Annotated in this window: 17 protein-coding genes; 10 read left to right on the forward strand and 7 right to left on the reverse strand. The window is 31.3% G+C overall.

Translation table 11 applies throughout. From position 1 onward, the window contains the following. Positions 1-58 precede the first annotated feature (58 nt). The 4 genes from AC5YGA_RS01330 (at position 59) to AC5YGA_RS01345 (ending at position 5,588) form a co-directional block, all read left to right on the forward strand. A complete protein-coding gene (locus tag AC5YGA_RS01330) occupies positions 59-1,174 on the forward strand; it encodes an extracellular solute-binding protein (protein ID WP_415308845.1) in 1,116 nt (371 codons plus the stop codon). Positions 1,175-1,240: 66 nt separating this feature from the next. Further along, positions 1,241-2,488, forward strand: coding sequence for an ABC transporter permease (locus tag AC5YGA_RS01335; protein WP_415308847.1), 1,248 nt, complete (start codon positions 1,241-1,243; stop codon positions 2,486-2,488). Between the two features lie 3 nt (positions 2,489-2,491). After that, entirely contained in the window at positions 2,492-3,346 is an 855-nt protein-coding gene (locus AC5YGA_RS01340) for an ABC transporter permease (protein ID WP_415308849.1), read from the forward strand. 19 nt (positions 3,347-3,365) lie between these two features. After that, positions 3,366-5,588 (forward strand): 3-hydroxyacyl-CoA dehydrogenase/enoyl-CoA hydratase family protein, encoded by a 2,223-nt coding sequence (locus AC5YGA_RS01345; protein WP_415308851.1) that lies wholly within the window; start codon positions 3,366-3,368, stop codon positions 5,586-5,588. Here the strand turns inward: AC5YGA_RS01345 and AC5YGA_RS01350 are convergent. The 3 genes from AC5YGA_RS01350 to AC5YGA_RS01360 form a co-directional block, all read right to left on the reverse strand. After that, positions 5,585-6,793 carry a coiled-coil domain-containing protein gene (locus tag AC5YGA_RS01350; RefSeq protein ID WP_415308853.1) on the reverse strand — a complete coding sequence of 403 codons (1,209 nt, stop codon included), beginning with the start codon at positions 6,791-6,793 and terminating at the stop codon, positions 5,585-5,587. The genes AC5YGA_RS01345 and AC5YGA_RS01350 overlap by 4 nt on opposite strands. A gap of 81 nt (positions 6,794-6,874) precedes the next feature. Further along, positions 6,875-7,519: a peptidylprolyl isomerase gene (locus AC5YGA_RS01355; protein WP_415308855.1), complete on the reverse strand. Its 645-nt coding sequence runs from the start codon at positions 7,517-7,519 to the stop codon at positions 6,875-6,877. Beyond that, the gene (locus AC5YGA_RS01360; RefSeq protein ID WP_415308857.1) at positions 7,519-8,256 is read right to left on the reverse strand and encodes a putative zinc-binding metallopeptidase; all 738 of its coding nucleotides are present in this window, start codon (positions 8,254-8,256) and stop codon (positions 7,519-7,521) included. The genes AC5YGA_RS01355 and AC5YGA_RS01360 overlap by 1 nt, the downstream gene beginning before the upstream one ends. A gap of 57 nt (positions 8,257-8,313) precedes the next feature. Between AC5YGA_RS01360 and speB the strand changes: the two genes are divergently transcribed. The 3 genes from speB (at position 8,314) to AC5YGA_RS01375 (ending at position 12,372) form a co-directional block, all read left to right on the forward strand. Then, on the forward strand, positions 8,314-9,273 hold the full coding sequence (gene speB / locus AC5YGA_RS01365; RefSeq protein ID WP_415308859.1) for an agmatinase: 960 nt from the start codon (positions 8,314-8,316) through the stop codon (positions 9,271-9,273). A 20-nt stretch (positions 9,274-9,293) separates the two neighbouring features. Then, complete coding sequence (locus AC5YGA_RS01370) at positions 9,294-10,730, forward strand: aldehyde dehydrogenase family protein (RefSeq protein WP_415308861.1); 1,437 nt, start codon at positions 9,294-9,296, stop codon at positions 10,728-10,730. Between the two features lie 193 nt (positions 10,731-10,923). Further along, a complete protein-coding gene (locus tag AC5YGA_RS01375) occupies positions 10,924-12,372 on the forward strand; it encodes an NCS1 family nucleobase:cation symporter-1 (protein WP_415308863.1) in 1,449 nt (482 codons plus the stop codon). Between the two features lie 45 nt (positions 12,373-12,417). On the opposite strand, the gene AC5YGA_RS01380 is transcribed toward AC5YGA_RS01375, so the two are convergent. From AC5YGA_RS01380 to argE, 4 genes are read right to left on the reverse strand one after another with little or no spacing between them, the layout of a single operon-like run. Continuing rightward, positions 12,418-12,921: an ureidoglycolate lyase gene (locus AC5YGA_RS01380; RefSeq protein WP_415308864.1), complete on the reverse strand. Its 504-nt coding sequence runs from the start codon at positions 12,919-12,921 to the stop codon at positions 12,418-12,420. Next, positions 12,918-13,904, reverse strand: coding sequence for an allantoicase (gene alc / locus AC5YGA_RS01385; protein WP_415308866.1), 987 nt, complete (start codon positions 13,902-13,904; stop codon positions 12,918-12,920). Before alc ends, AC5YGA_RS01380 begins: the two co-directional genes overlap by 4 nt. After that, positions 13,904-14,806, reverse strand: a complete 903-nt coding sequence (gene puuE / locus AC5YGA_RS01390; RefSeq protein WP_415308868.1) for an allantoinase PuuE — start codon at positions 14,804-14,806, stop codon at positions 13,904-13,906. Before puuE ends, alc begins: the two co-directional genes overlap by 1 nt. Positions 14,807-14,845: 39 nt before the next feature. After that, positions 14,846-16,036, reverse strand: coding sequence for an acetylornithine deacetylase (gene argE / locus AC5YGA_RS01395; RefSeq protein WP_415308870.1), 1,191 nt, complete (start codon positions 16,034-16,036; stop codon positions 14,846-14,848). Between the two features lie 27 nt (positions 16,037-16,063). Between argE and AC5YGA_RS01400 the strand changes: the two genes are divergently transcribed. Genes AC5YGA_RS01400 through acnA form a run of 3 tightly spaced genes read left to right on the forward strand, consistent with a single transcriptional unit; the run spans position 16,064 to position 19,677 of the window. Next, on the forward strand, positions 16,064-16,405 hold the full coding sequence (locus tag AC5YGA_RS01400; protein ID WP_415308872.1) for a tRNA-binding protein: 342 nt from the start codon (positions 16,064-16,066) through the stop codon (positions 16,403-16,405). Between the two features lie 5 nt (positions 16,406-16,410). Further along, positions 16,411-17,001 carry a LysE family translocator gene (locus AC5YGA_RS01405; protein ID WP_415308874.1) on the forward strand — a complete coding sequence of 197 codons (591 nt, stop codon included), beginning with the start codon at positions 16,411-16,413 and terminating at the stop codon, positions 16,999-17,001. A gap of 6 nt (positions 17,002-17,007) precedes the next feature. Continuing rightward, positions 17,008-19,677: an aconitate hydratase AcnA gene (gene acnA, locus AC5YGA_RS01410; protein ID WP_415308876.1), complete on the forward strand. Its 2,670-nt coding sequence runs from the start codon at positions 17,008-17,010 to the stop codon at positions 19,675-19,677. Position 19,678: the final 1 nt, after the last annotated feature.

The raw sequence follows: 19,678 nt of genomic DNA on the forward strand, positions 1-19,678 counted from the left end.
ATATTGTTTTACTTTCACTTTATAAAATAACAAACGTTAACGTTAAATAGGAGAGAAAATGAAAAAATTAAGTAAATTATTACTTGCTCTATCTTTTGTACTTTCTATCACAACTTCAGCATTTGCAGTTACTGTAGTGTCTTGGGGTGGTGCTTATACTGAAAGTCAAAAGTTAGGTTATGGTGATCCTACTGCTAAAAAACTTGGAATACCTGTTAATTGGGTAGACTACACAGGTGGATTATCTGAAATTAAAGCTCAAAAAGAAGCTGGAAAAATCACTTGGGACATCATTGATGTGTACGCAAAAGACACTATCATTGGTTGTGACGAAGGTATTTTTGTTGAATTCGATTTCGACAAAGACTTTGCACCTGCTCCAGATGGAACTAAAGCTTCTGATGACTTCTTTACAGGCATGCCTTCAAAATGTGCAGTTGGAAACATCTTGTACTCTTGGAACTTTGCTTACAACAAGAACAACGTAAAAGGTACTCCAAAATCAGCAAAAGACTTTTTTAATACTAAAAAGTTTCCTGGTAAAAGAGCTATCTACAAAGGCGCAATGTCTAATTTAGAATTAGCTATGGCAGCAGGTACAAAAGCTGGCAAAGGTGGATCTAAGATCTATGACAAACTATCTAAAGATGGTGGAGTTGATGCAGCAGTTGCTAAAATCAAAGCACTATGTACAGATCCAAAAGGTGGATGTGTATTCTGGAATGCTGGAGCTCAGCCACCAGAATTATTAGCTAATGGTGAAGTTATTATGGCTACTGGTTGGAATGGTAGATTCTTCAATGCACAAATGGAAGGAACTCCAATTGTACAAGTATGGGACTCTCAAATTCTTGACTATGAGTATTTCGCTATGGTTAAAGGTGGACCTAACGATGCTAACGGTAAAGCTATGAAAGTTCTTAGAGAAATGACAAGTACTGAAGGTCTAGCAGGAAGTGCTAAGTATATTGCTTACGCTCCTTGGAGAAAATCTTCAATCGCTATCATGGAAGCAGGAGAGCCTTGGTTTAAAGATGGTAAGACTAACATGGTACCACATATGCCAACAGCACCCGCGAACACTAAATCATACATTCTTATGAACCCTGAATTCTGGGCAGATAACCAGGATGAAATTGGTGAAAAATGGGAAGCTATGAAAGCTGGTCTATAATTTAATTATAGATTAAACTTTTATTTTATTTAAAGGGCGGTTATTATATAGCCGCCCTTTTTTATTATGAGCACTGAACAAATTTTATCGTCTGACGGAATACCTTTAGAAATCAGTTTAAAAAAAGCTGAAAGAAAAAATAAAATGAGAGCCATGCTTCTTGTTGGTCCTTTATTTTTATTTCTTTTAATTACCTACATTGTTCCAATTGGAGACATGCTGTTTAGAAGTGTAGACGATCGTATGATCACAGAAAAGCTTCCAAATACTTTTAAAGCTTTAGAACAGTGGGATGGTAAAGAATTACCAGATGAAGAAGTTTATGAAGCATTTTATAATGACTTTTATCCTTTAGCTATGGCAAAAGAATCTGGAAAATTATATCAAAGACTAAACTATGAAAAGTCTGGCTTTAGTAGTGGGTTAAAAAAAACTAATAGAAAAATAAAAAAATTTGAAAAAAGCAATTTTAAAGAACAATTTATGGCGACCCATAAAATTTGGAATAATGTTGAATATTGGATAGCATTAAAAAATACAGCTCCTAATTGGTCTTATGTTAAGTATTTAAAAGGTGTTGATTTAAAATTAGATCAAGACAGAAATATAGTGCATGTAGCAGAAGATAGAAAAATTTATAAAACTTTATGGCTGAGAACCTTGAAAGTAGCTTTCTGGGTTACAATATTTTGTTTCATACTTTCTTATCCAATTGCCCACTTATTAGCTACACTACCAATGAAATACAGTAATTTATTGATGATTTGTGTATTATTACCATTCTGGACATCACTACTTGTAAGAACATCCAGTTGGATGGTTCTTTTACAACAACAAGGACCAATTAATGATTTTATAGTAATGTTAGGATTAACAGCAAATGATGCTCGTCCAGAATTAATGTATAATGTAGTTGGAACATTTGTGGCAATGACCCAAATTTTATTACCATTTATGGTTCTTCCTCTTTACAGTGTGATGAAAACTATATCCCCAAGTTTAATGAGAGCTGGGAAATCATTAGGTGGAACACCTTTTGTTGCATTTAGAAAAGTTTACTTTCCATTAACAGTTCCAGGAATAGGCGCTGGTTCTTTATTGGTGTTTATTTTAGCCATTGGTTATTATATTACACCTGCTTTAGTTGGTGGAGCTAGTGGATCATTAATTAGTAATACAATTGCTTACCATATGAAAAGTTCTCTGGACTGGGCTTTTGCCTCAGCATTAGGAGCAATGTTGCTCGTTGGTGTATTAGCTATTTATTGGATTTATAATAAGTTAGTAGGAATAGATAATATTAAATTAGGATAAATTATGTCACTACCAAGTTACACACCCTGGCACTATAAGATTTGGCATTACACATATTTAACTATATGTGGATTAGTATTTTTCTTTTTGATTGCACCGTTATTTGTAATACTTCCACTTTCATTTAATGCTGAGCAATACATCCATTTTTCAGCGGGAATGATAGCACTTGATCCAGATGCATTTTCATTAAGATGGTATGAAGACATGATATATGGAACTAAAAACCCATGGGGTCTTGCAGCAAAAAATAGTATTATCATTGCTTTCTTTGCAACTATTGGATCAACTATTCTTGGTACTGTAGCTGCATTAGGACTGAGCAGTAGACACATGCCATACAAAGCTGCATTTATGGCTGTATTAATTTCACCAATGATTGTTCCTCTTATTATTTCTGGAACAGCAATATTTTTCTTTATGGCTAAAGCGGGATTAGCTGCTACCTTTACAGGAATTGTTCTAGCTCATATTATTTTAGGGACACCATTTGTAGTAATAACAGTTACCGCAACTCTAACAGGGTTTGATCATAGTGTGACAAGAGCTGCTGCAAGTCTTGGAAGCAATCCTGTCAATACATTTATGAAAGTAACTTTACCATTAATTTTACCAGGTGTTATTTCGGGTGCATTATTTGCATTTGTAACTTCATTTGATGAAGTTGTAGTTGTGATGTTTTTAGCTGGACTTGAAAATACAACGATACCTATTCAAATGTGGGTGGGGCTTAGAGAACAATTGAGTCCAACCATTTTAGCTGTTGCAACCTGTTTGATCATTATGTCAACTTTAATTCTAGTGAGTGCAGAACTTTTGAGAAGACGTTCTGAGAGACTTAGAGGAATTAACAGATAGAATCATAGTTTCCAATTTCATGAATATTAAAAAAGTAGTAGTTATTGGCTCAGGAACCATGGGAAGTGGGATAGCAGCACATCTTTGTAATGCAAATATTCCTGTAACTTTATTAGATTTAAAAACAGAGATTAGTGAAAAAGCGAGAGATAGAATTCACAAATCAAGACCACCACTTTTGTTAGATAAATCCAAAATAAACAACATTAAAGTAGGAAATATTTTAGATAATTTTGATGAGGTTAAAGAGGCAGATTGGGTAGTAGAAGCTGTTGTTGAAAGAATAGATATCAAGCATGATATTTATGAAAAAATATTTAAGGAAAGAAAAAAAGGTGCAATAGTATCCTCAAATACCTCATCTATACCTATCAAGGTTTTATCTGAACATTTATCAGAAGAAGAAAAAAAAGTTTTCTGCATCACTCACTTTTTTAATCCAGTTAGATACATGGGATTATTAGAGATAGTTAAAAATGAAAATAATGATTTAGATAAAATAAATGCATTAAAAGATTTTTGCGAAACAAAACTTGGAAAAGGTGCAATTATTTGTAATGACACTCCAGGTTTTTTAGGAAACAGAATAGGTGTTTTTGCAATGCAAGTTGCAATGACTGAGGCTTTTAAAATGAAACTCAGTATAGAAGAAGCAGATGCTATTTTTGGGAGACCAATGGGTATACCAAAAACAGGTGTGTTTGGTCTTTATGACTTAATTGGTATCGATTTAATGGCAGATGTTTTAAAAAGTTTTATTAAAGAATTATCAGAAAATGATCCTTTCCAAATAGTTGCAAAAGAAATTCCTTTGGTAAAAACGTTAATTGAAACTGGGTATACAGGTAGAAAAGGTAAGGGAGGTTTTTACAGAATTAATAAAACTGGTGAAGTTAAAGTTATGGAAGCAATTAATCTTGAAACTGGAGAGTATTCAGCAAGTAAAAAAATTAATATCAAGTCAGATAAAGTAGATCTCAAAAAATTGATCTCAAGAGAAGATAGGTATGGTGAGTACTCTTGGTCTGTTATTTCTAAGATTATTAAATATGCTTCTTCTTTAGTTCCATCAATTACTAAAGACTTTAATGATATTGATGAAGCAATGAGGTTAGGTTTTAACTGGACTAAAGGTCCATTTGAAATGTTAGAAGAAATTGGAGTAGAAACTTTTTTTAATAAGATTGATAACTTTAAAGGAAATGCTTTTTTAGAAAATTTATCTCAAAATAGAAATCAAGATTTTTATGGATATAGACAAAAATATACTGACATTGAAACATTTGGAAAAGCAAAAAAGAAAGCACTAAGTGTTGATGGAAATAGCTCTGCACGGATATATAGATTTAATGATTATAATATTGTTGAGTTTACCACTAAAGCAAATGCTCTAGATTATGACTCAATGGATGCATTAAAAAAGGCAACAGACAAACCGTTGATTATAATAAATGAAAGTATGCAATTTTCTGCTGGAGTAAACTTGAGTTACACGATGGATTTTGCAAATAAGAATGATTTTAAATCTATAGAAAAATTTATTAGATATTTTCAAGAAACTTGCAAACACCTTAAATACTCTAATCATCCAGTTGTATCCGCACCATCCGGATTAACACTTGGTGGAGGATTTGAGGTTATGGTTCAAAGTAATTTTGTAGCCTCACATACAAATATTGTAGTTGGATTAGTGGAAACAATAGTTGGATTAATACCTGCTGGAGGAGGATGTAAGGAAATGTTAGCAAGATGGCTTGATACAGATGAAGCTAAAAATGATCCTCATTATGCCCCTCTTAAAGTATTTGATATTATTGGGTATGGAAAAACTGCTACTTCACCAGTTGAGGCAGAACCATTAAAATATTTAAAACCTGAAGATAAAAAAATAATGAACAGAAATAGTTTGCTTGAGGTTTCAAAAAAAATCTTAGATGACAATAAAGAATTTAAAGTCCCATCAGAGACGAAATTTAAACTACCAGGAAAAAAAGTTTTAGTAGAAATGAATAAAATTCTAGAAAAGCTTTACAATGAAAAAGTAATTCGTGAGCATGGTGTTACAGTTGCTAAGGAATTAGCACATGTCTTGAGTGGGGGAGACACAACTATTGATAAAACTTTATCGGAAGATGATTTATTTAAATTAGAATTAGATGCATTTATGAGATTAATCGAGACAAAAGAAACTCAAGATAGAATTAAACATACACTAGCAACAGGAAAACCTTTAATTAACTAATATCTTTCGTCTTCTTTTTTCTTTATCTCATTTTCTAATATTTCTTCTTTCTTTTCCTCTATCACTTCTTCTTTTTTAAATTCTATTATTTTTTCATTTTCTTCTTTTTCTCTAATTAGCTGGTCATTAAACTTTTTAAGCAATTCTTCTTCTTTTGCTATTTGTTCCTTATCAAATTTTCTTTCCCACTCTTTTATTCTCTCTTCTTCATCTTTAATTCTTTTCTCTTCAAGAATTCTAGCTTGAATTATTTTTTGTTCCTTTAAATTTTCTAATCTTATTTCTTCTTCTTTTAATTGTAATTCTTCTTGAATTTTTCTTTGATTCAGGTCATTTAATCTCAATTCCTTAAGTTCTTCTATTTCTAATTGTTCTTTTATTCTAAGTTGTTTTTCTTTTTCTCTTAACTCATCAGCTTCTTTTAATATTTTTATTTCTTTTGCTCTTAATCTTTCAACCTCATCATTTTTTATATTTTGTTCAATTTCTTCAAGTTTTTGTTTTTGATAATTTAATTTATGTTCTTCTTCTTTTAATCTTTGCTCATCTTTTTTTTGTTTATCAATCTCAATATTCTTTAATCTTTCTTCCTCATCTTTCATTTTCTGTTTAGCATCACGGGCATTCTGTCTCTCAAGAGCCATTAATTTATCATTTTCGATTTTGGCTTTTTGTTGCTCTTGTCTTATTTTTTGTTTTTCAAAAAAATTTAATCTTAGTTTTTCTTCTTTTAATTTTAAATCATCTTGTCTTACTTTTTCCTCTTCTTCGTCTCTTAGTTTTTGTTCTTCAGCCTTAATTCTTTGAGCTTCAAGTTTAATTTTCTTTCTTTCAATTTGCTGTTGTTGTTTTATATTTTTAACTTTCAGCTTTTCTTTTTTTTCTATTCTTTGTTTTTCTTCCTTAATTAGATTTAATTCATTTTGTTTAATTAACCTTATTTCTTCATTTTTTTGTTTTTCTTGTTCTAATTTTTCTTTTTTTAATTCTTTAATTTTTTCTTCTTTTAATAATTTGATTCTATACAGTTCTTTTTGTTTAGCTCTTTCTTTGAATTTATTGTATTTTTTTATTAAAGATGATGATGTGAATTTTGTTAATTTTTCTATATTAATCTTTTTTAAAATTTTTAAGGGTTGTTCAATTAACTTATTTCTGCTCTGATTAATTTTTTTACTAATTGTGCTTTTAAGGACTTTTTTCACAACACTATCTCATCAATTTTTGTTTAATAATAATAGTATTAGAGTGGCTATAATGGGTTCAACTTGAGATTTTATCTCTTATTAATTAAGCATTTTAAACCAATTAATGAAGTCAGGTCTTAAAATATATTCCGATCTTCTGTCAGATTTTATTTTTTTTAGGACTTCTAACCCATAAAGAACTCTACCGACAGGAGTATACTCTCCTTCAAATAAGGGTTCATCCTGTAAGATTATAAAAAATTGACTATCTTCAGTGTCGTTCTTAAATGTTCGAGCTAATCCAACACTTCCTTTGGTATAATTAAAGTTATTGTCAATTTCTGATTTAATTGTACCTAAATCTGATTTGCCAGTACCAATTTTTCCATAATCTAATTTTCCTTTTTTTCCAAATTCCAAGTCACCTGCTTGAATAAGTTTGTTTTCAATTACCCTATGAAAAGCAATATTTTCATAAGCATTGGATCTAATTAAAGTTACAAATCTTTGGACGGCATTAGGTGAAATATTTGGGTAAAGTTCTATAATTACATTTCCACAAGGTGCATTTAAAATTGCAATATTGTCTGGATTCTTAAAAGTAATATTCTTTGGGTCAATATTTTTAACAAATAAACATTTATTTTTAACTATATAATATGTGCAGAAAGTTGTGATACCTAAAAAAATTAAAAAAATAAAAATAAATTTTTCAGATTTAGAAGCTTTAATTTTTTTTATCATTAAAAAGTAAATGAACTATCTATTTCTTTTATTCTATTTTTAATATATGAAATTTTATTATTTAAAATAGGGTCTGATTTACGAATTTGGTTAATTTCTTTTTCCTTTAAAAAGATCATATGTGAGTAAACTTCTGCCATATCCTCTGAGGGTGTTGTCTTTGAGTATTCTGTTAAAAATCCATCTGTATCAATATATGTATTAAGATCAATTTTATCAGTACATGTTGAACAATCAGCATATTGAAAACCTTTTTTATTAAAATCCATCCATTCTTCTTCATTAAAAACTTCTTTGTGTTGAAGATGCATTACATGAAAAACTTCATGATGGATTACTCTTTCAAAGTAATTTTCATTAAATTTAATATCAAGTATTAACGTTTTCATTACATTATCTGGAATACCAGCTGTATATAATTCTGAAATTGATAAATTTTCACACATAACAATATATTTGAGGTTAATTTTTTTTAAAAAGTCATAAGAATATCTGCTAAGATTTTTATGAATAATTTTATATTTTACCTCTAAATCTTTCTTATTTGAATCTGAACAAACAATATTTTTTTGAGTACCTAGCCTAAAAGGTCTGGCAGCATAAAAATATTTAAGTTTATTTTTTGTATTTATTTCATAAATCTCTAGATTGGGTATTTTGATGAGATTATAAATGGTATTAGCTTTTAGTGGGGTAATAAAAATAATTAATAATAAAAAGGCTTTAATTAGGTTCATAATTTTAAAGATAGAATATATTCCATTGTCAAAGAATGTGGTACATTTTATTTATAAATGAAAAAAGATAGAAATAAAAACCCAATTCAACCTGTTAGTGGAACAAAAGTCCCAAGATTTGCTGGACCATCTACTTTTGCAAGATTACCAGAATTAAGAGATGTTGAAAGTTGTGATGTAGCAATTGTTGGAATTCCATTTGATGCTGGCACTAGCTATAGACCAGGAGCTAGATTTGGACCAATGAGCATTAGGCAAGCTTCTAGACATTTAAGAACTAATTATCATCCAAGTTATGACGTTGAACCTTTTAAGGTGCAACAAGTTGCTGACGCTGGTGATATTACCTGTAATCCTTTTAGCATTGATGAGTCGATAAAACAGATTGAAGCTGGAGCAACAGATTTGCTAAATAAAGTTGGTGGTATAATTAGTTTAGGTGGAGACCATACAATTGCGGTTCCTTTGTTAAGGGCAATTAATAAAAAATGTAATGGGCCAGTTGCTCTAGTACATTTTGATGCACACTTAGACACCTGGGATACATATTTTGGTGCTCCATATACACATGGAACTCCTTTCAGAAGAGCAAGAGAAGAGGGTTTATTTTTAGATGATGCTTCAATGCATGTTGGTATTAGAGGTCCACTTTATAGTAGGGACGATATTAAAAATGACGAAAGTTTTGGATTTAAAATAATTCATTGTGATGAGTTTCAAACAGAAGGAACTGATAAAATAGCAGAAAGAATTAAAAAAAGAGTAGGCAATAATCCTCTATATTTATCAATAGATATTGATGTGTTAGATCCTGCTTTTGCTCCAGGAACAGGAACACCGGAAATTGCTGGCATGACTACAAGAGAGATGGTTAATGTTTTAAGAGGTCTATCAGGGTTAAATCTTGTTTCTGCTGATGTGGTTGAAGTATCTCCTGCATACGATCATGCCGAAGTTACCTCGTTAGCTGCAGCAACCATTGTTTACGAACTAACAAATTTATTTGCAAAATCATAAAGAAAGGATAGTTTCTCAAAATGTTAGATAAGAAAAAATTTTATATCAATGGTGAATGGGTTTCCCCAAAAAAACCAAATGACTTCAAAGTAACAGACCCCTCAACAGAGGAAGAGTGTGCTGTTATATCTTTAGGTGGAGAAGAAGATGTAAATGATGCAGTAAGGGCAGCAACTAAAGCTTTTGAAACATGGGCATTTTCAACAAAAGAAGAAAGATTAAAATATTTAGAAGCCTTATATGTTGTTTATAAAAAGAGATGGGCTGATATGGCTAAAGCTATAACTCTTGAAATGGGAGCACCAATTGATTTTTCAACCCAATTACAAGCGGGAACTGGAGCTAGTCATATAAAATCTTATATAAAAGTTTTAAAAGAATATACATTTGAAGCAAAGTTGGGAGAACATGCTCTTAATAATAATATTTTACATGAACCAAAAGGAGTTTGTGCATTAATTACTCCATGGAACTGGCCAATGAATCAAACTTGTTTAAAAGTTATTCCAGCTATTGCCGCAGGGTGCACAATGGTTCTTAAGCCATCTGAAATAGCTCCATTATCTTCGATGATTTTAGCAGAGATGATAGATGAAATTAAATTACCAAAAGGTGTATTCAATTTAGTTAATGGAGATGGTGCAGTTACAGGAAATGCTTTAACAAGTCATCCTGATGTAAATATGGTTTCATTTACAGGGTCTACTAGAGCAGGAGCTTTAATTTCTCAAAATGCAGCAAATGATTTTAAGAGAGTTAGTCTTGAACTTGGTGGAAAAGGGGCGAATATTATATTTAAAGATGCAGATGCTGAAGCTGTTGAAAGAGGTGCTCTAAGATGTTTTAGAAATTCAGGGCAATCTTGTAATGCACCAACAAGAATGTTAGTTGAAAAATCTATTTATGATGAGACAGTTGAAAGAGTAAAAAATTTTGCTAACTCAATGAAGGTTGATGTTGCAACAAAAGAAGGTGATCATATTGGACCTGTTGTTTCAAAAGCCCAATTTGATAAAATCCAAGCTTTAATTCAAGTTGGTATTGATGAAGGTGCTAAATTAGTTGCTGGTGGTACTGGTAAACCAGATGGCCTTGATAAAGGATATTTTGTTAAACCTACTGCATTTGCAGATGTTAATAACCAGATGCAAATTGCAAGAACAGAAATATTTGGACCTGTTTTATCAATTATACCATTTGAAACAGAAGAGGAGGCTATTGATATAGCAAACGACACTCCCTATGGATTATTGAACTTTATCCAAACTCAAGACCAAAAAAAAGCTAATAGAGTTGCTAGAAAATTAAGATCAGGAATGGTTGATATTAATGGTGCAGGCTTAGCACCAGATGCTCCTTTTGGTGGATATAAGCACTCAGGTATTGGCCGTGAAGCTGGAAAATTAGGCCTAGAAGAATATTTAGAAGTTAAAGTAGTAAGTGGTTGGAACGATTAATCTAATTTAAACTACTGTTCATAATAGGTTTTCAATAATTCAATAAGCCCCATATTTACTTGTTTATTATCTCGACTAAAAGTTGTGTCTTTTTATTCTTTACACCTCATGAATAATCCATAATGTCGCAGTAATGGTTACCATAACTTTTTAATAGTTAATAAGAGTAACTGAAATAATAGGGAGAAATAATATGAGTAGATCGTCAAAACTCTACAATTCAGATTTGGCTCCAACTCCAAGTAATAAAAAAAATTGGGGATGGTTCGAAATCTTTAACGTATGGGCTAATGATGTTCAAAGTTTATTTGGTTATACTTTGGCTGCATCGTTATTTTTAGCATCAGGACTGAATGGTTGGGCTGTATTTGCTGCATTAATTCTTGCAGGATTTTTTATCATGTGGCTAGTAAACCTCTCAGGTAAACCAAGTGTAAAACATGGAATTCCATATCCAGTATTTGCCCGTGTCAGTATGGGTGTATTTGGAGCAAACTTCCCAGCAATGGCCAGAGGTCTTGTTGCAATGTTTTGGTATGGAGCACAAACTTATGCAGCATCAACAGCTGTAGCACTTTTAATTACTGGAGTTACAGGAATAGAAGGTGAAGTTATGCTTCTTGGTATGACAGGTGTAATGTGGGTTTCATTTATATTTGTTTCAGCATTCCAAGTTTATTTATTTTGGCAAGGTGTAGATCTTATCAAAAAATTCTTAAACTTTGCTGGACCAGCAGTCTATGCAGTTATGATTTTTTTAATGATAGTTATTTGGGTCAAAGCTGGTGGAGGACTTTTTTCAGAAGTAGGAACTATATTTTCTGGAGGAGAACGAACTGGAGGTTTTGAAGGTTTAGGAACAATGGGAGCTTTCATAGCAGTATTTTCAATTATGGTTGGATACTTTGCTGCAGTTGTAATTAACTTTGGTGATTTCGCTAGATTTGTTAAAAACGAAGATGAAATGAAAAAAGGTAACCTATGGGGATTAGTAGGAAACGTAATTTTATTCTCTTTCATTACTTTGATGATTACTGGTGGAACAATTGCAATTTTTGGTGAATATGTATCAAGTCCAACAGAGATGGTTGCTAAAGTAGATAACTTAGGATTAACAATTATTGCTGCATTTGCATTTTTTGCAGCGACAGTTGGAATCAATATGGTTGCAAACTTTATACCTCCTGCGTATGACTTAGCCAATTTGATGCCAAGTAAAATTAACTTTAAAACTGGTGGATTAATTACAGCTGGTTTTGGTTTTATTATTGGTGGTATGTGGGTCTCTGTTATTACACAAATGGGTTTATTTCCATTTGTTAATACTTTAGGAGCAATTCTTGCACCAGTGTTTGGTATTATGATGGTTGATTACTATATTATCAAAAAAGAAAAAATCGATGTAGATGATTTGTTTGATGCAAGTCCAAATGCTAAGTATCATTACAATGGTGGCTTCAACAACAAAGGAATGATAGCTTGGATTCTTTCAGGTTATATTGCTGTAGGATCTGTGTGGCCAAACATTTTGTTTTTAGGTTTAGATGATTTCTTCGCTAACTTAGGTGGTGGTGGAGGATATGCTTGGATAATTGGTGCATCATTAGGTGCTGTAGTTCATCTAGCTATATCTAAAAGATAATTAAAGTTTTAACTAAAAGCCCATCAATTTATTGGTGGGCTTTTTTTATATTTGAAATTCTAAAGTGATATTTTCTTTATTTAAATCATGAAGAACTAGATTGTCACCTTCACCTTTTCTATCGACTACTAAAAAATTCATATCTTCAGTTGCAATTAAAGGAAAATGCCAAATCCCAGAATTATAATTAACACCAACTCCTTTTGGAACAATAAAAGCTTCTACATTATTTAAATCAGGCTTATCACCTGCAGGAGCAACAAAAGCTAAAAATGTAGTTTCTTTCATAGGGATAAAAGCTTGGCTTCCAAGTGGATGTTTTTCCATCATATCCACTTTCATAGGAAAAGATCTTTTTAAAGCAGAAAAAATACTAATTATAGATTCACCGTCATCTTTTTTAGCATCTAGATTAGCTATCCCATCATATCGTTTTGCATAACCATCATTTATTTCTAAAGGCTTGATATCATCAGTTGTGATCATATCTCCAAACTTTCTAAAATTTTCTTTATTAATAGGTTTAGGTTTGATTACTAAGTTAATCATACGTTTTTTCCATATATTCTAAATCGAGATATTCCACCATCTGGAAAAATATTAATTTTTATAAAATTAATTTTATCTTTTTTCATTAGATTATTTTTAAAAATATGTACTTTATTAGAGGATAATTTTGCATCCTTTAATAAATACTTCCATTTGACTGAAGAATTTACAATTTGTTTAGAACTTTTTATTGTTGGTAAATAAGCAGCCTGTAAAGAACAATAGCTTGGAAAGTTACCTTTAAAATGATGAGTAGAAATTTCAATTTTATCAATTTCTTTTCCATCTAAAGAATTTAATATTAACCAATCAAATCCTGGACCACGTCTTCTTCTTGTTTCCCATCCATCCCCCATATTTTTAGCTTTACCTGGTGCTAAAATATTTTCAGCTTTACCAAAGTGTTCATTGTTGCAAGCAATAACAGAAGCACCATCTAAAAGTGATGCAAGATTTGTTTTCCTATTTTTCAATTTATTAGATTTAGAAATTGAGCCAAATAATCTTAATCGAGCAACCCCACCATCTGGAAAAATATTAAATTTTATATGTGTAAATTTTTTTTTACTATTTGGAGTAAAGAAGTGGTGGCTATTTGCTCTAGTTTTTTTTTTGGAAAGTAATGGTTCCCACTTTAATTGACTTATTTTATTTGAATTTGTGTTTGTACCTTCAATAGAGATCATTGCCGGCTGGTTTCCATTAAAGTGGGATGTATCAACATCAACTTTTTTAATAGAACCAGGTTTTCCTAATTTTAAAATTATGTAATCATGTCCTTTAGTTCTTTTTCTTCTAGATTCCCATCCGTCCATCCATTTACCATTTTTATCAAACAAACCATCTTTAAAAATTGCTGGCGAGGGGTTAATAATTCTATTAGCTGTAGCAAAAAAATCATCGGTTTTAAATATAACCTTAGTGCCCAATCTAGGTTGAGCTAAATCGATAAGACCATTTGTAAAAATAATTTTTTTTGACATTATTCAGAATAGTTTTTAATCCAATGTTTGGCTATATCAATTCTTTTACATATCCACACATCTTCATGTTTAAGAATATAATCTAGAAATTTCTTTAAAGATTGGATTCTACCAGGTTTTCCAATTAATCTACAGTGCAATCCTACTGACATCATTTTGGGGTTTGTTTTTCCTTCCTCGTATAAAACATCAAAGCTGTCTTTTAGATAAGAAAAAAAATGATCACCAGTATTAAACCCTTGATTGGTTGTAAATCGCATATCGTTGTTATCTAAAGTATAAGGAATAATTAATTGTTTTTTCTTATTTCTAGTTTCCCAGTATGGTAAGTCATCGCTATACGAGTCACTGTCATATAAAAAACCACCATCTTCCATAACTAGATCTCTAGTATTGGGGCTACATCTGCCAGTATACCAACCACTAGGTCTGGTTCCAAAAATTTTTGTATGAGTTTGAATAGCAAGCTTCATATGTTTTTTTTCTTCTGTTTTTTTAATATTTTGATAGTCAATCCATCTCCACCCATGAGATGCAACCTCATATTCAGCTTCTATTATAGCTTTACAAACTTCAGGGTTTTTCTCTAAAGCCATACCGACACCAAAAACGGTAATAGGAATTTTCTTTTCTTGAAATAGTTTATGCAATCTCCAAAATCCTACTCTTGAACCATATTCATAAAGAGACTCCATATTTATATGCCTTCCCTTTATAGGCTGTGCACCAATAATTTCTGATAAGAAAACTTCCGAGTTATTGTCACCATTTAAAATGCATTTTTCAGCACCTTCTTCATAATTTAAAACTATTTGAACAGCGATGCGTGCATTATTAGGCCATTTAATATTTTGATCTTTAGAACCATACCCAATCATATCTCTTGGATCTTTTTTAGACATAAAAAAATTATAATTTACTTTGTATTGTTTAACAATTTATTAATTTGAAACAGACTCTACTTTGATGCCATCAAGCAAGTTTAAACATTTTTTAAGCTCATCTAAAACAATGAACTCATCAATTTTATGAGCTTGATCAATTGATCCTGGACCACAGACTACCGTACTAATTCCAATTTCTTGAAATAAACCTGCTTCAGTTCCAAATGAAACAACTTGTCTAGAATTATCACCTGTCAAACTTGAAATTAATTCACAAGCATCTGACTTATCTTCTCTATCAAACCCAACTATTTCACCAATAATATCTTTTTCAATCGAGGAATTAGGAAAAACTTTTTTCATTTCAGGTAAAAGCACTTCATTTGTATACTTATCGATTTCTTGATTTAAAAATACACCATCTTCTTTAATAACTGGCCGTGTTTCCCAATTAACATGACATTTGTCTGCTATTACATTGTGAGCAATACCACCAAACACACCACCAATAGAAAGGGTAGAGTAAGGTGGATCAAAAATAGAGTTTTTAGGTGTTCTACTTTTAAGTTTCTCTCTAAGTTCAATTAATTTATTTACATACCTTGATGCATATTCAACTGCACTTACACCTTTATGAGGTGCCGAACTATGTCCAGCTAAACCTTTAAAATAAGTTGTATATTCGTAGCATCCTTTATGAGCGTCAATAATTTTCATATTAGTTGGTTCACCAATAATACAAATACCATCTTTAATATTTCTTTTTTTTAACTCCTCTATTAATATAGGGGCGCCCTGACATGCTGTTTCTTCGTCAAATGTAAATGAAAAATGAATGTCTCTATCTAAATTTGATTTAGAATAAATAGGTGCATAAGCTAAAGCACAAGCAATAAAACCTTTCATATCACACGAACCTCTCCCATATAGTTTATCACCTTTAATAGTCGCAGTAAAAGGATCAGAACTCCAGCCCTTTGAAACAGGAACAACATCGGTGTGTCCTGATAAGATAATTGGTTTCTTATTATTTGAGTCTTTAGCTTTTAGTGTAGCAAATAAGTTTACTCTTTTTCCCTCATCATCATAAGTTCTAAAAGAAGTTGCACCTAACTTTTTCAAGATATCATCACAATAATCAATTAATGAGCTGTTATCTTCCCCTGAAATAGTTTTAAAAGCTATTAAGTCCGTTAAAATTTTAACTGAATTATTATACAATAGCTGTGAATTATTTTCTGTACTCATATTTATCAACCATTATATATTAAATATATGAAAGAACAAATCACCTTTGATATGTTTGACAAAGTAGACATTCGAGTTGGCACAGTAATCTCTGTAAAGAAAAATGAAAAAGCTAGGAAGCCATCCTTAGTGGTTGAGGTTGATTTTGGAAAAGAGATTGGCATTAAACAGTCATCTGCTCAAATTACCCACTACTATAATGAAGATAGTTTAAAAGGAAAACAAGTAATTGGAGTATGTAATTTTCCTGAAAAAAATATTGCAGGAGTAGTATCTCAAGTGCTTATATTAGGATCAATAGATAAAGAAGGAAAAGTTATACTTGTTCACCCATCTAAAAAATCTGAAAACGGCCTTCCAATAGCTTAACTTTTATGCATCCAGAATTATTATTATTAATAGGGATTTCTTTATCATTAGGATTTACGCCAGGTCCAAACAATGCTGTAGCAGCATACTCAGGATTTAATTTTGGTATTAGAAAAACTATACCGTTAATTTTAGGAGTCGGTTTTGGCTACACAACATTAATTATATTAATTAATTTTGTTTTAATATCAACCTTCAAAAATTATCCAATTATTCAAGAAATTATCAGAGTCCTTGGAACTTTTTTCTTAATCTATCTAGCTTATAAAATTTCATTCTCAAAAATTTCTTCAGATGGAAAAACTGAAAATCCAGTAAAGTTTTTTGATAAATTTATATTTCAGTTTATTAATCCAAAAGGAGTAATGGCAGGAGTGACATTAAGTTCAAATTTTGTTGAACAAGGAGAAAACTATCTGAATCACTCAATTTGGGTGATTATAGTTTGCAGTGTAACCGCATTTTTAAGTATCATTTCGTGGACGTTTTTAGGCAAGTTTTTAAGGAAATTTGCAACAAATAATAATTTTATTAAACGATTTAATTATGCTATGTCATTGCTACTTATCGTTTGTATAATAGGCTTCTACATCTAAAACTAAATGAAACCAGGAAATAAAAATTCATATAACTCTTTAAAGTCTATTAATATTAATAATAGTGAATATAAATATTATTCTTTATCAGAAGCTGAAAAAAATGGTTTAGATGGAATCTCAAAACTTCCAAAATCACTTAAAGTTTTATTAGAAAATTTACTAAGATACGAAGATGACCTGTCTGTTACCAAAAACCAAATAGAAGCAATTAAGGAATGGTTAAAGACAAAAAAGTCTTCAACAGAAATAGCCTATCGGCCTGCTAGAGTTTTATTGCAAGACTATACAGGTATACCAGCAGTTGCTGATCTTGCGGCCATGAGAGAGGCTGTTAAAGAAAAGAACAAAGATCCAAACACCATTAATCCACTTTCAGCTGTTGACCTGGTCATTGATCATTCTGTGCAAGTTGATAAATCAGCAAATGCAAATTCATTTGAAAAAAATGTAGATATTGAGTTTCAGAGAAATGGTGAGAGGTATTCTTTTTTAAAATGGGGACAACAAGCATTTAATAATTTTAGAATAGTTCCCCCTGGAACAGGAATTTGTCATCAAGTTAATTTAGAATATTTATCAAAAGTAGTTTGGTCAGAAAAATTTAAAGATGAAGATTATTTATTTCCAGACACTTTAGTGGGTACGGACAGCCATACTACTATGGTTAATGGCTTATCTGTTCTTGGTTGGGGTGTTGGTGGAATTGAAGCGGAAGCTGGAATGTTAGGTCAACCAATTTCAATGCTAATTCCAGAAGTAATTGGATTTGAAGTAACGAATAAGATGCCTGAAGGCACAACTGCAACAGACTTAGTATTAACAGTTGTAAAAATGTTGAGAGATAAGAGTGTTGTTGGGAAATTTGTTGAGTTTTATGGAGAAGGGTTAAAAAATTTAACACTTGCTGATAGAGCAACTATTGCAAATATGGCCCCAGAATATGGAGCAACTTGTGGTTTTTTTCCAATTGATGAAGAGACATTGAAGTATTTAAGATTTTCAGGAAGAGATGAAAATACAGTAAATATTGTTGAAAGTTATGCAAAAGAACAAGGATTATGGGCTAGTGAAGGAATTGAATTTACTGACACATTATCATTAGATATGTCTACAATTGTACCAACAATTTCTGGACCAAAAAGACCTCAAGATAAAGTTTTATTAACGGATGCTTCTACAGGTTTTAAAAAAGTATTAAGAGATGCAACTGAAAGAAAGGAAAAAAATATTTCAAAAGTTTCTGGCACAGATTATGAGATTAAAGATGGATCTATATTAATTGCAGCAATCACTTCATGCACTAATACATCAAATCCAAATGTTTTAATTGGAGCCGGGTTACTGGCGAAAAAAGCTGTAGAGCTTGGTTTAGAAACTAAACCATGGGTAAAAACATCATTAGCGCCAGGGTCACAAGTAGTGACAGATTATTTAGCTAAAGCTGGATTAAATATATTTTTAGATAAATTGGGCTTTAATCTAGTGGGCTATGGATGCACAACATGCATTGGAAATTCAGGACCTTTACCTGAAGAAATTGTCAAAGCTATTGATAAAGAAAATATATATGCAGTTTCAGTATTGTCAGGTAACCGAAATTTTGAAGGAAGAATATCCCCTCATATTAAAGCAAATTATCTAGCATCACCACCACTTGTTGTAGCATATGCTCTTGCAGGTCATATGGAATTTGATTTATATAATGAGCCATTAGGAAAAAGCAAAGAAGGTAAGGATATTTTTCTAAAAGATATTTGGCCATCAAATAAAGAGATTGAAGACACTCTAAGAGAATCTTTAAATGCAGAAATGTTTATAAGAAGATATGCGAATATTTCAGAAGGACCTAAGCAGTGGCAAGAAATAAAAACAGAAAATACAAGCATTTATAATTGGGACTCAGGATCAACTTATGTCAAAAAACCACCATTTTTTGAAAATTTATCTGATAAACCTGAAGGTTTTAAAAGCATTAAAGATGCAAGGCCACTTTTAATTCTAGGAGATATGGTAACAACAGATCATATTTCTCCAGCTGGAAATATTCAAAAAGAAAGTCCTACTGGAGAATATTTTATGGAACATCAAATACTACCCAAAGATTACAATTCTTATGGCTCTAGAAGAGGAAATCATGAAGTTATGATGAGAGGGACTTTTGCAAATATTAGAATAAAAAATGAAATGGCTCCTGGTACAGAAGGTGGTTTTACAAAATTATATCCAGAGGGAAAAGTAATGCCAATTTATAGTGCAGTAGAAGAGTACAAAAAAAGAGGAACAAATTTAGTGGTAATTGGTGGAAAAGAATATGGCACAGGATCATCTAGAGATTGGGCAGCTAAAGGAACAAAATTATTGGGCGTTAAGGTCGTAATAGCAGAAAGTTTTGAAAGAATTCATAGATCAAACTTAATTGGTATGGGTGTATTACCACTTCAATTTACAGAAGGTAACAATAGAGCTAATCTAAATTTAATTGGTTCAGAGTTAATTACAGTTATTGATATTCAGGAAGGCATTAAACCTTCAGACCACACATATGTTGAAATAAAATATGCATCTGGAGATATTAAGAAAATCAAAACTCTTTGTAGAATCGACACCAAGAATGAATTAGAATATTATAAAAATGGTGGTATCCTACAGTATGTACTAAGGAATATGATTTAAT

This window comes from Candidatus Pelagibacter sp. uisw_091 (assembly GCF_059512525.1).

Bases quoted from the DNA above. Each gene is read 5' to 3' on its own strand.
- speB (WP_415308859.1), top strand. From the start codon at position 8,314: ATGAAAAAAGATAGAAATAAAAACCCAATTCAACCTGTTAGTGGAACA.
- AC5YGA_RS01370 (WP_415308861.1), top strand. From the start codon at position 9,294: ATGTTAGATAAGAAAAAATTTTATATCAATGGTGAATGGGTTTCCCCA.
- AC5YGA_RS01335 (WP_415308847.1), top strand. From the start codon at position 1,241: ATGAGCACTGAACAAATTTTATCGTCTGACGGAATACCTTTAGAAATC.
- AC5YGA_RS01345 (WP_415308851.1), top strand. From the start codon at position 3,366: ATGAATATTAAAAAAGTAGTAGTTATTGGCTCAGGAACCATGGGAAGT.
- AC5YGA_RS01330 (WP_415308845.1), top strand. From the start codon at position 59: ATGAAAAAATTAAGTAAATTATTACTTGCTCTATCTTTTGTACTTTCT.
- AC5YGA_RS01360 (WP_415308857.1), bottom strand. From the start codon at position 8,256: ATGAACCTAATTAAAGCCTTTTTATTATTAATTATTTTTATTACCCCA.
- AC5YGA_RS01375 (WP_415308863.1), top strand. From the start codon at position 10,924: ATGAGTAGATCGTCAAAACTCTACAATTCAGATTTGGCTCCAACTCCA.
- AC5YGA_RS01355 (WP_415308855.1), bottom strand. From the start codon at position 7,519: ATGATAAAAAAAATTAAAGCTTCTAAATCTGAAAAATTTATTTTTATT.
- AC5YGA_RS01340 (WP_415308849.1), top strand. From the start codon at position 2,492: ATGTCACTACCAAGTTACACACCCTGGCACTATAAGATTTGGCATTAC.
- AC5YGA_RS01400 (WP_415308872.1), top strand. From the start codon at position 16,064: ATGAAAGAACAAATCACCTTTGATATGTTTGACAAAGTAGACATTCGA.
- alc (WP_415308866.1), bottom strand. From the start codon at position 13,904: ATGTCAAAAAAAATTATTTTTACAAATGGTCTTATCGATTTAGCTCAA.
- puuE (WP_415308868.1), bottom strand. From the start codon at position 14,806: ATGTCTAAAAAAGATCCAAGAGATATGATTGGGTATGGTTCTAAAGAT.
- acnA (WP_415308876.1), top strand. From the start codon at position 17,008: ATGAAACCAGGAAATAAAAATTCATATAACTCTTTAAAGTCTATTAAT.
- argE (WP_415308870.1), bottom strand. From the start codon at position 16,036: ATGAGTACAGAAAATAATTCACAGCTATTGTATAATAATTCAGTTAAA.
- AC5YGA_RS01405 (WP_415308874.1), top strand. From the start codon at position 16,411: ATGCATCCAGAATTATTATTATTAATAGGGATTTCTTTATCATTAGGA.
- AC5YGA_RS01380 (WP_415308864.1), bottom strand. From the start codon at position 12,921: ATGATTAACTTAGTAATCAAACCTAAACCTATTAATAAAGAAAATTTT.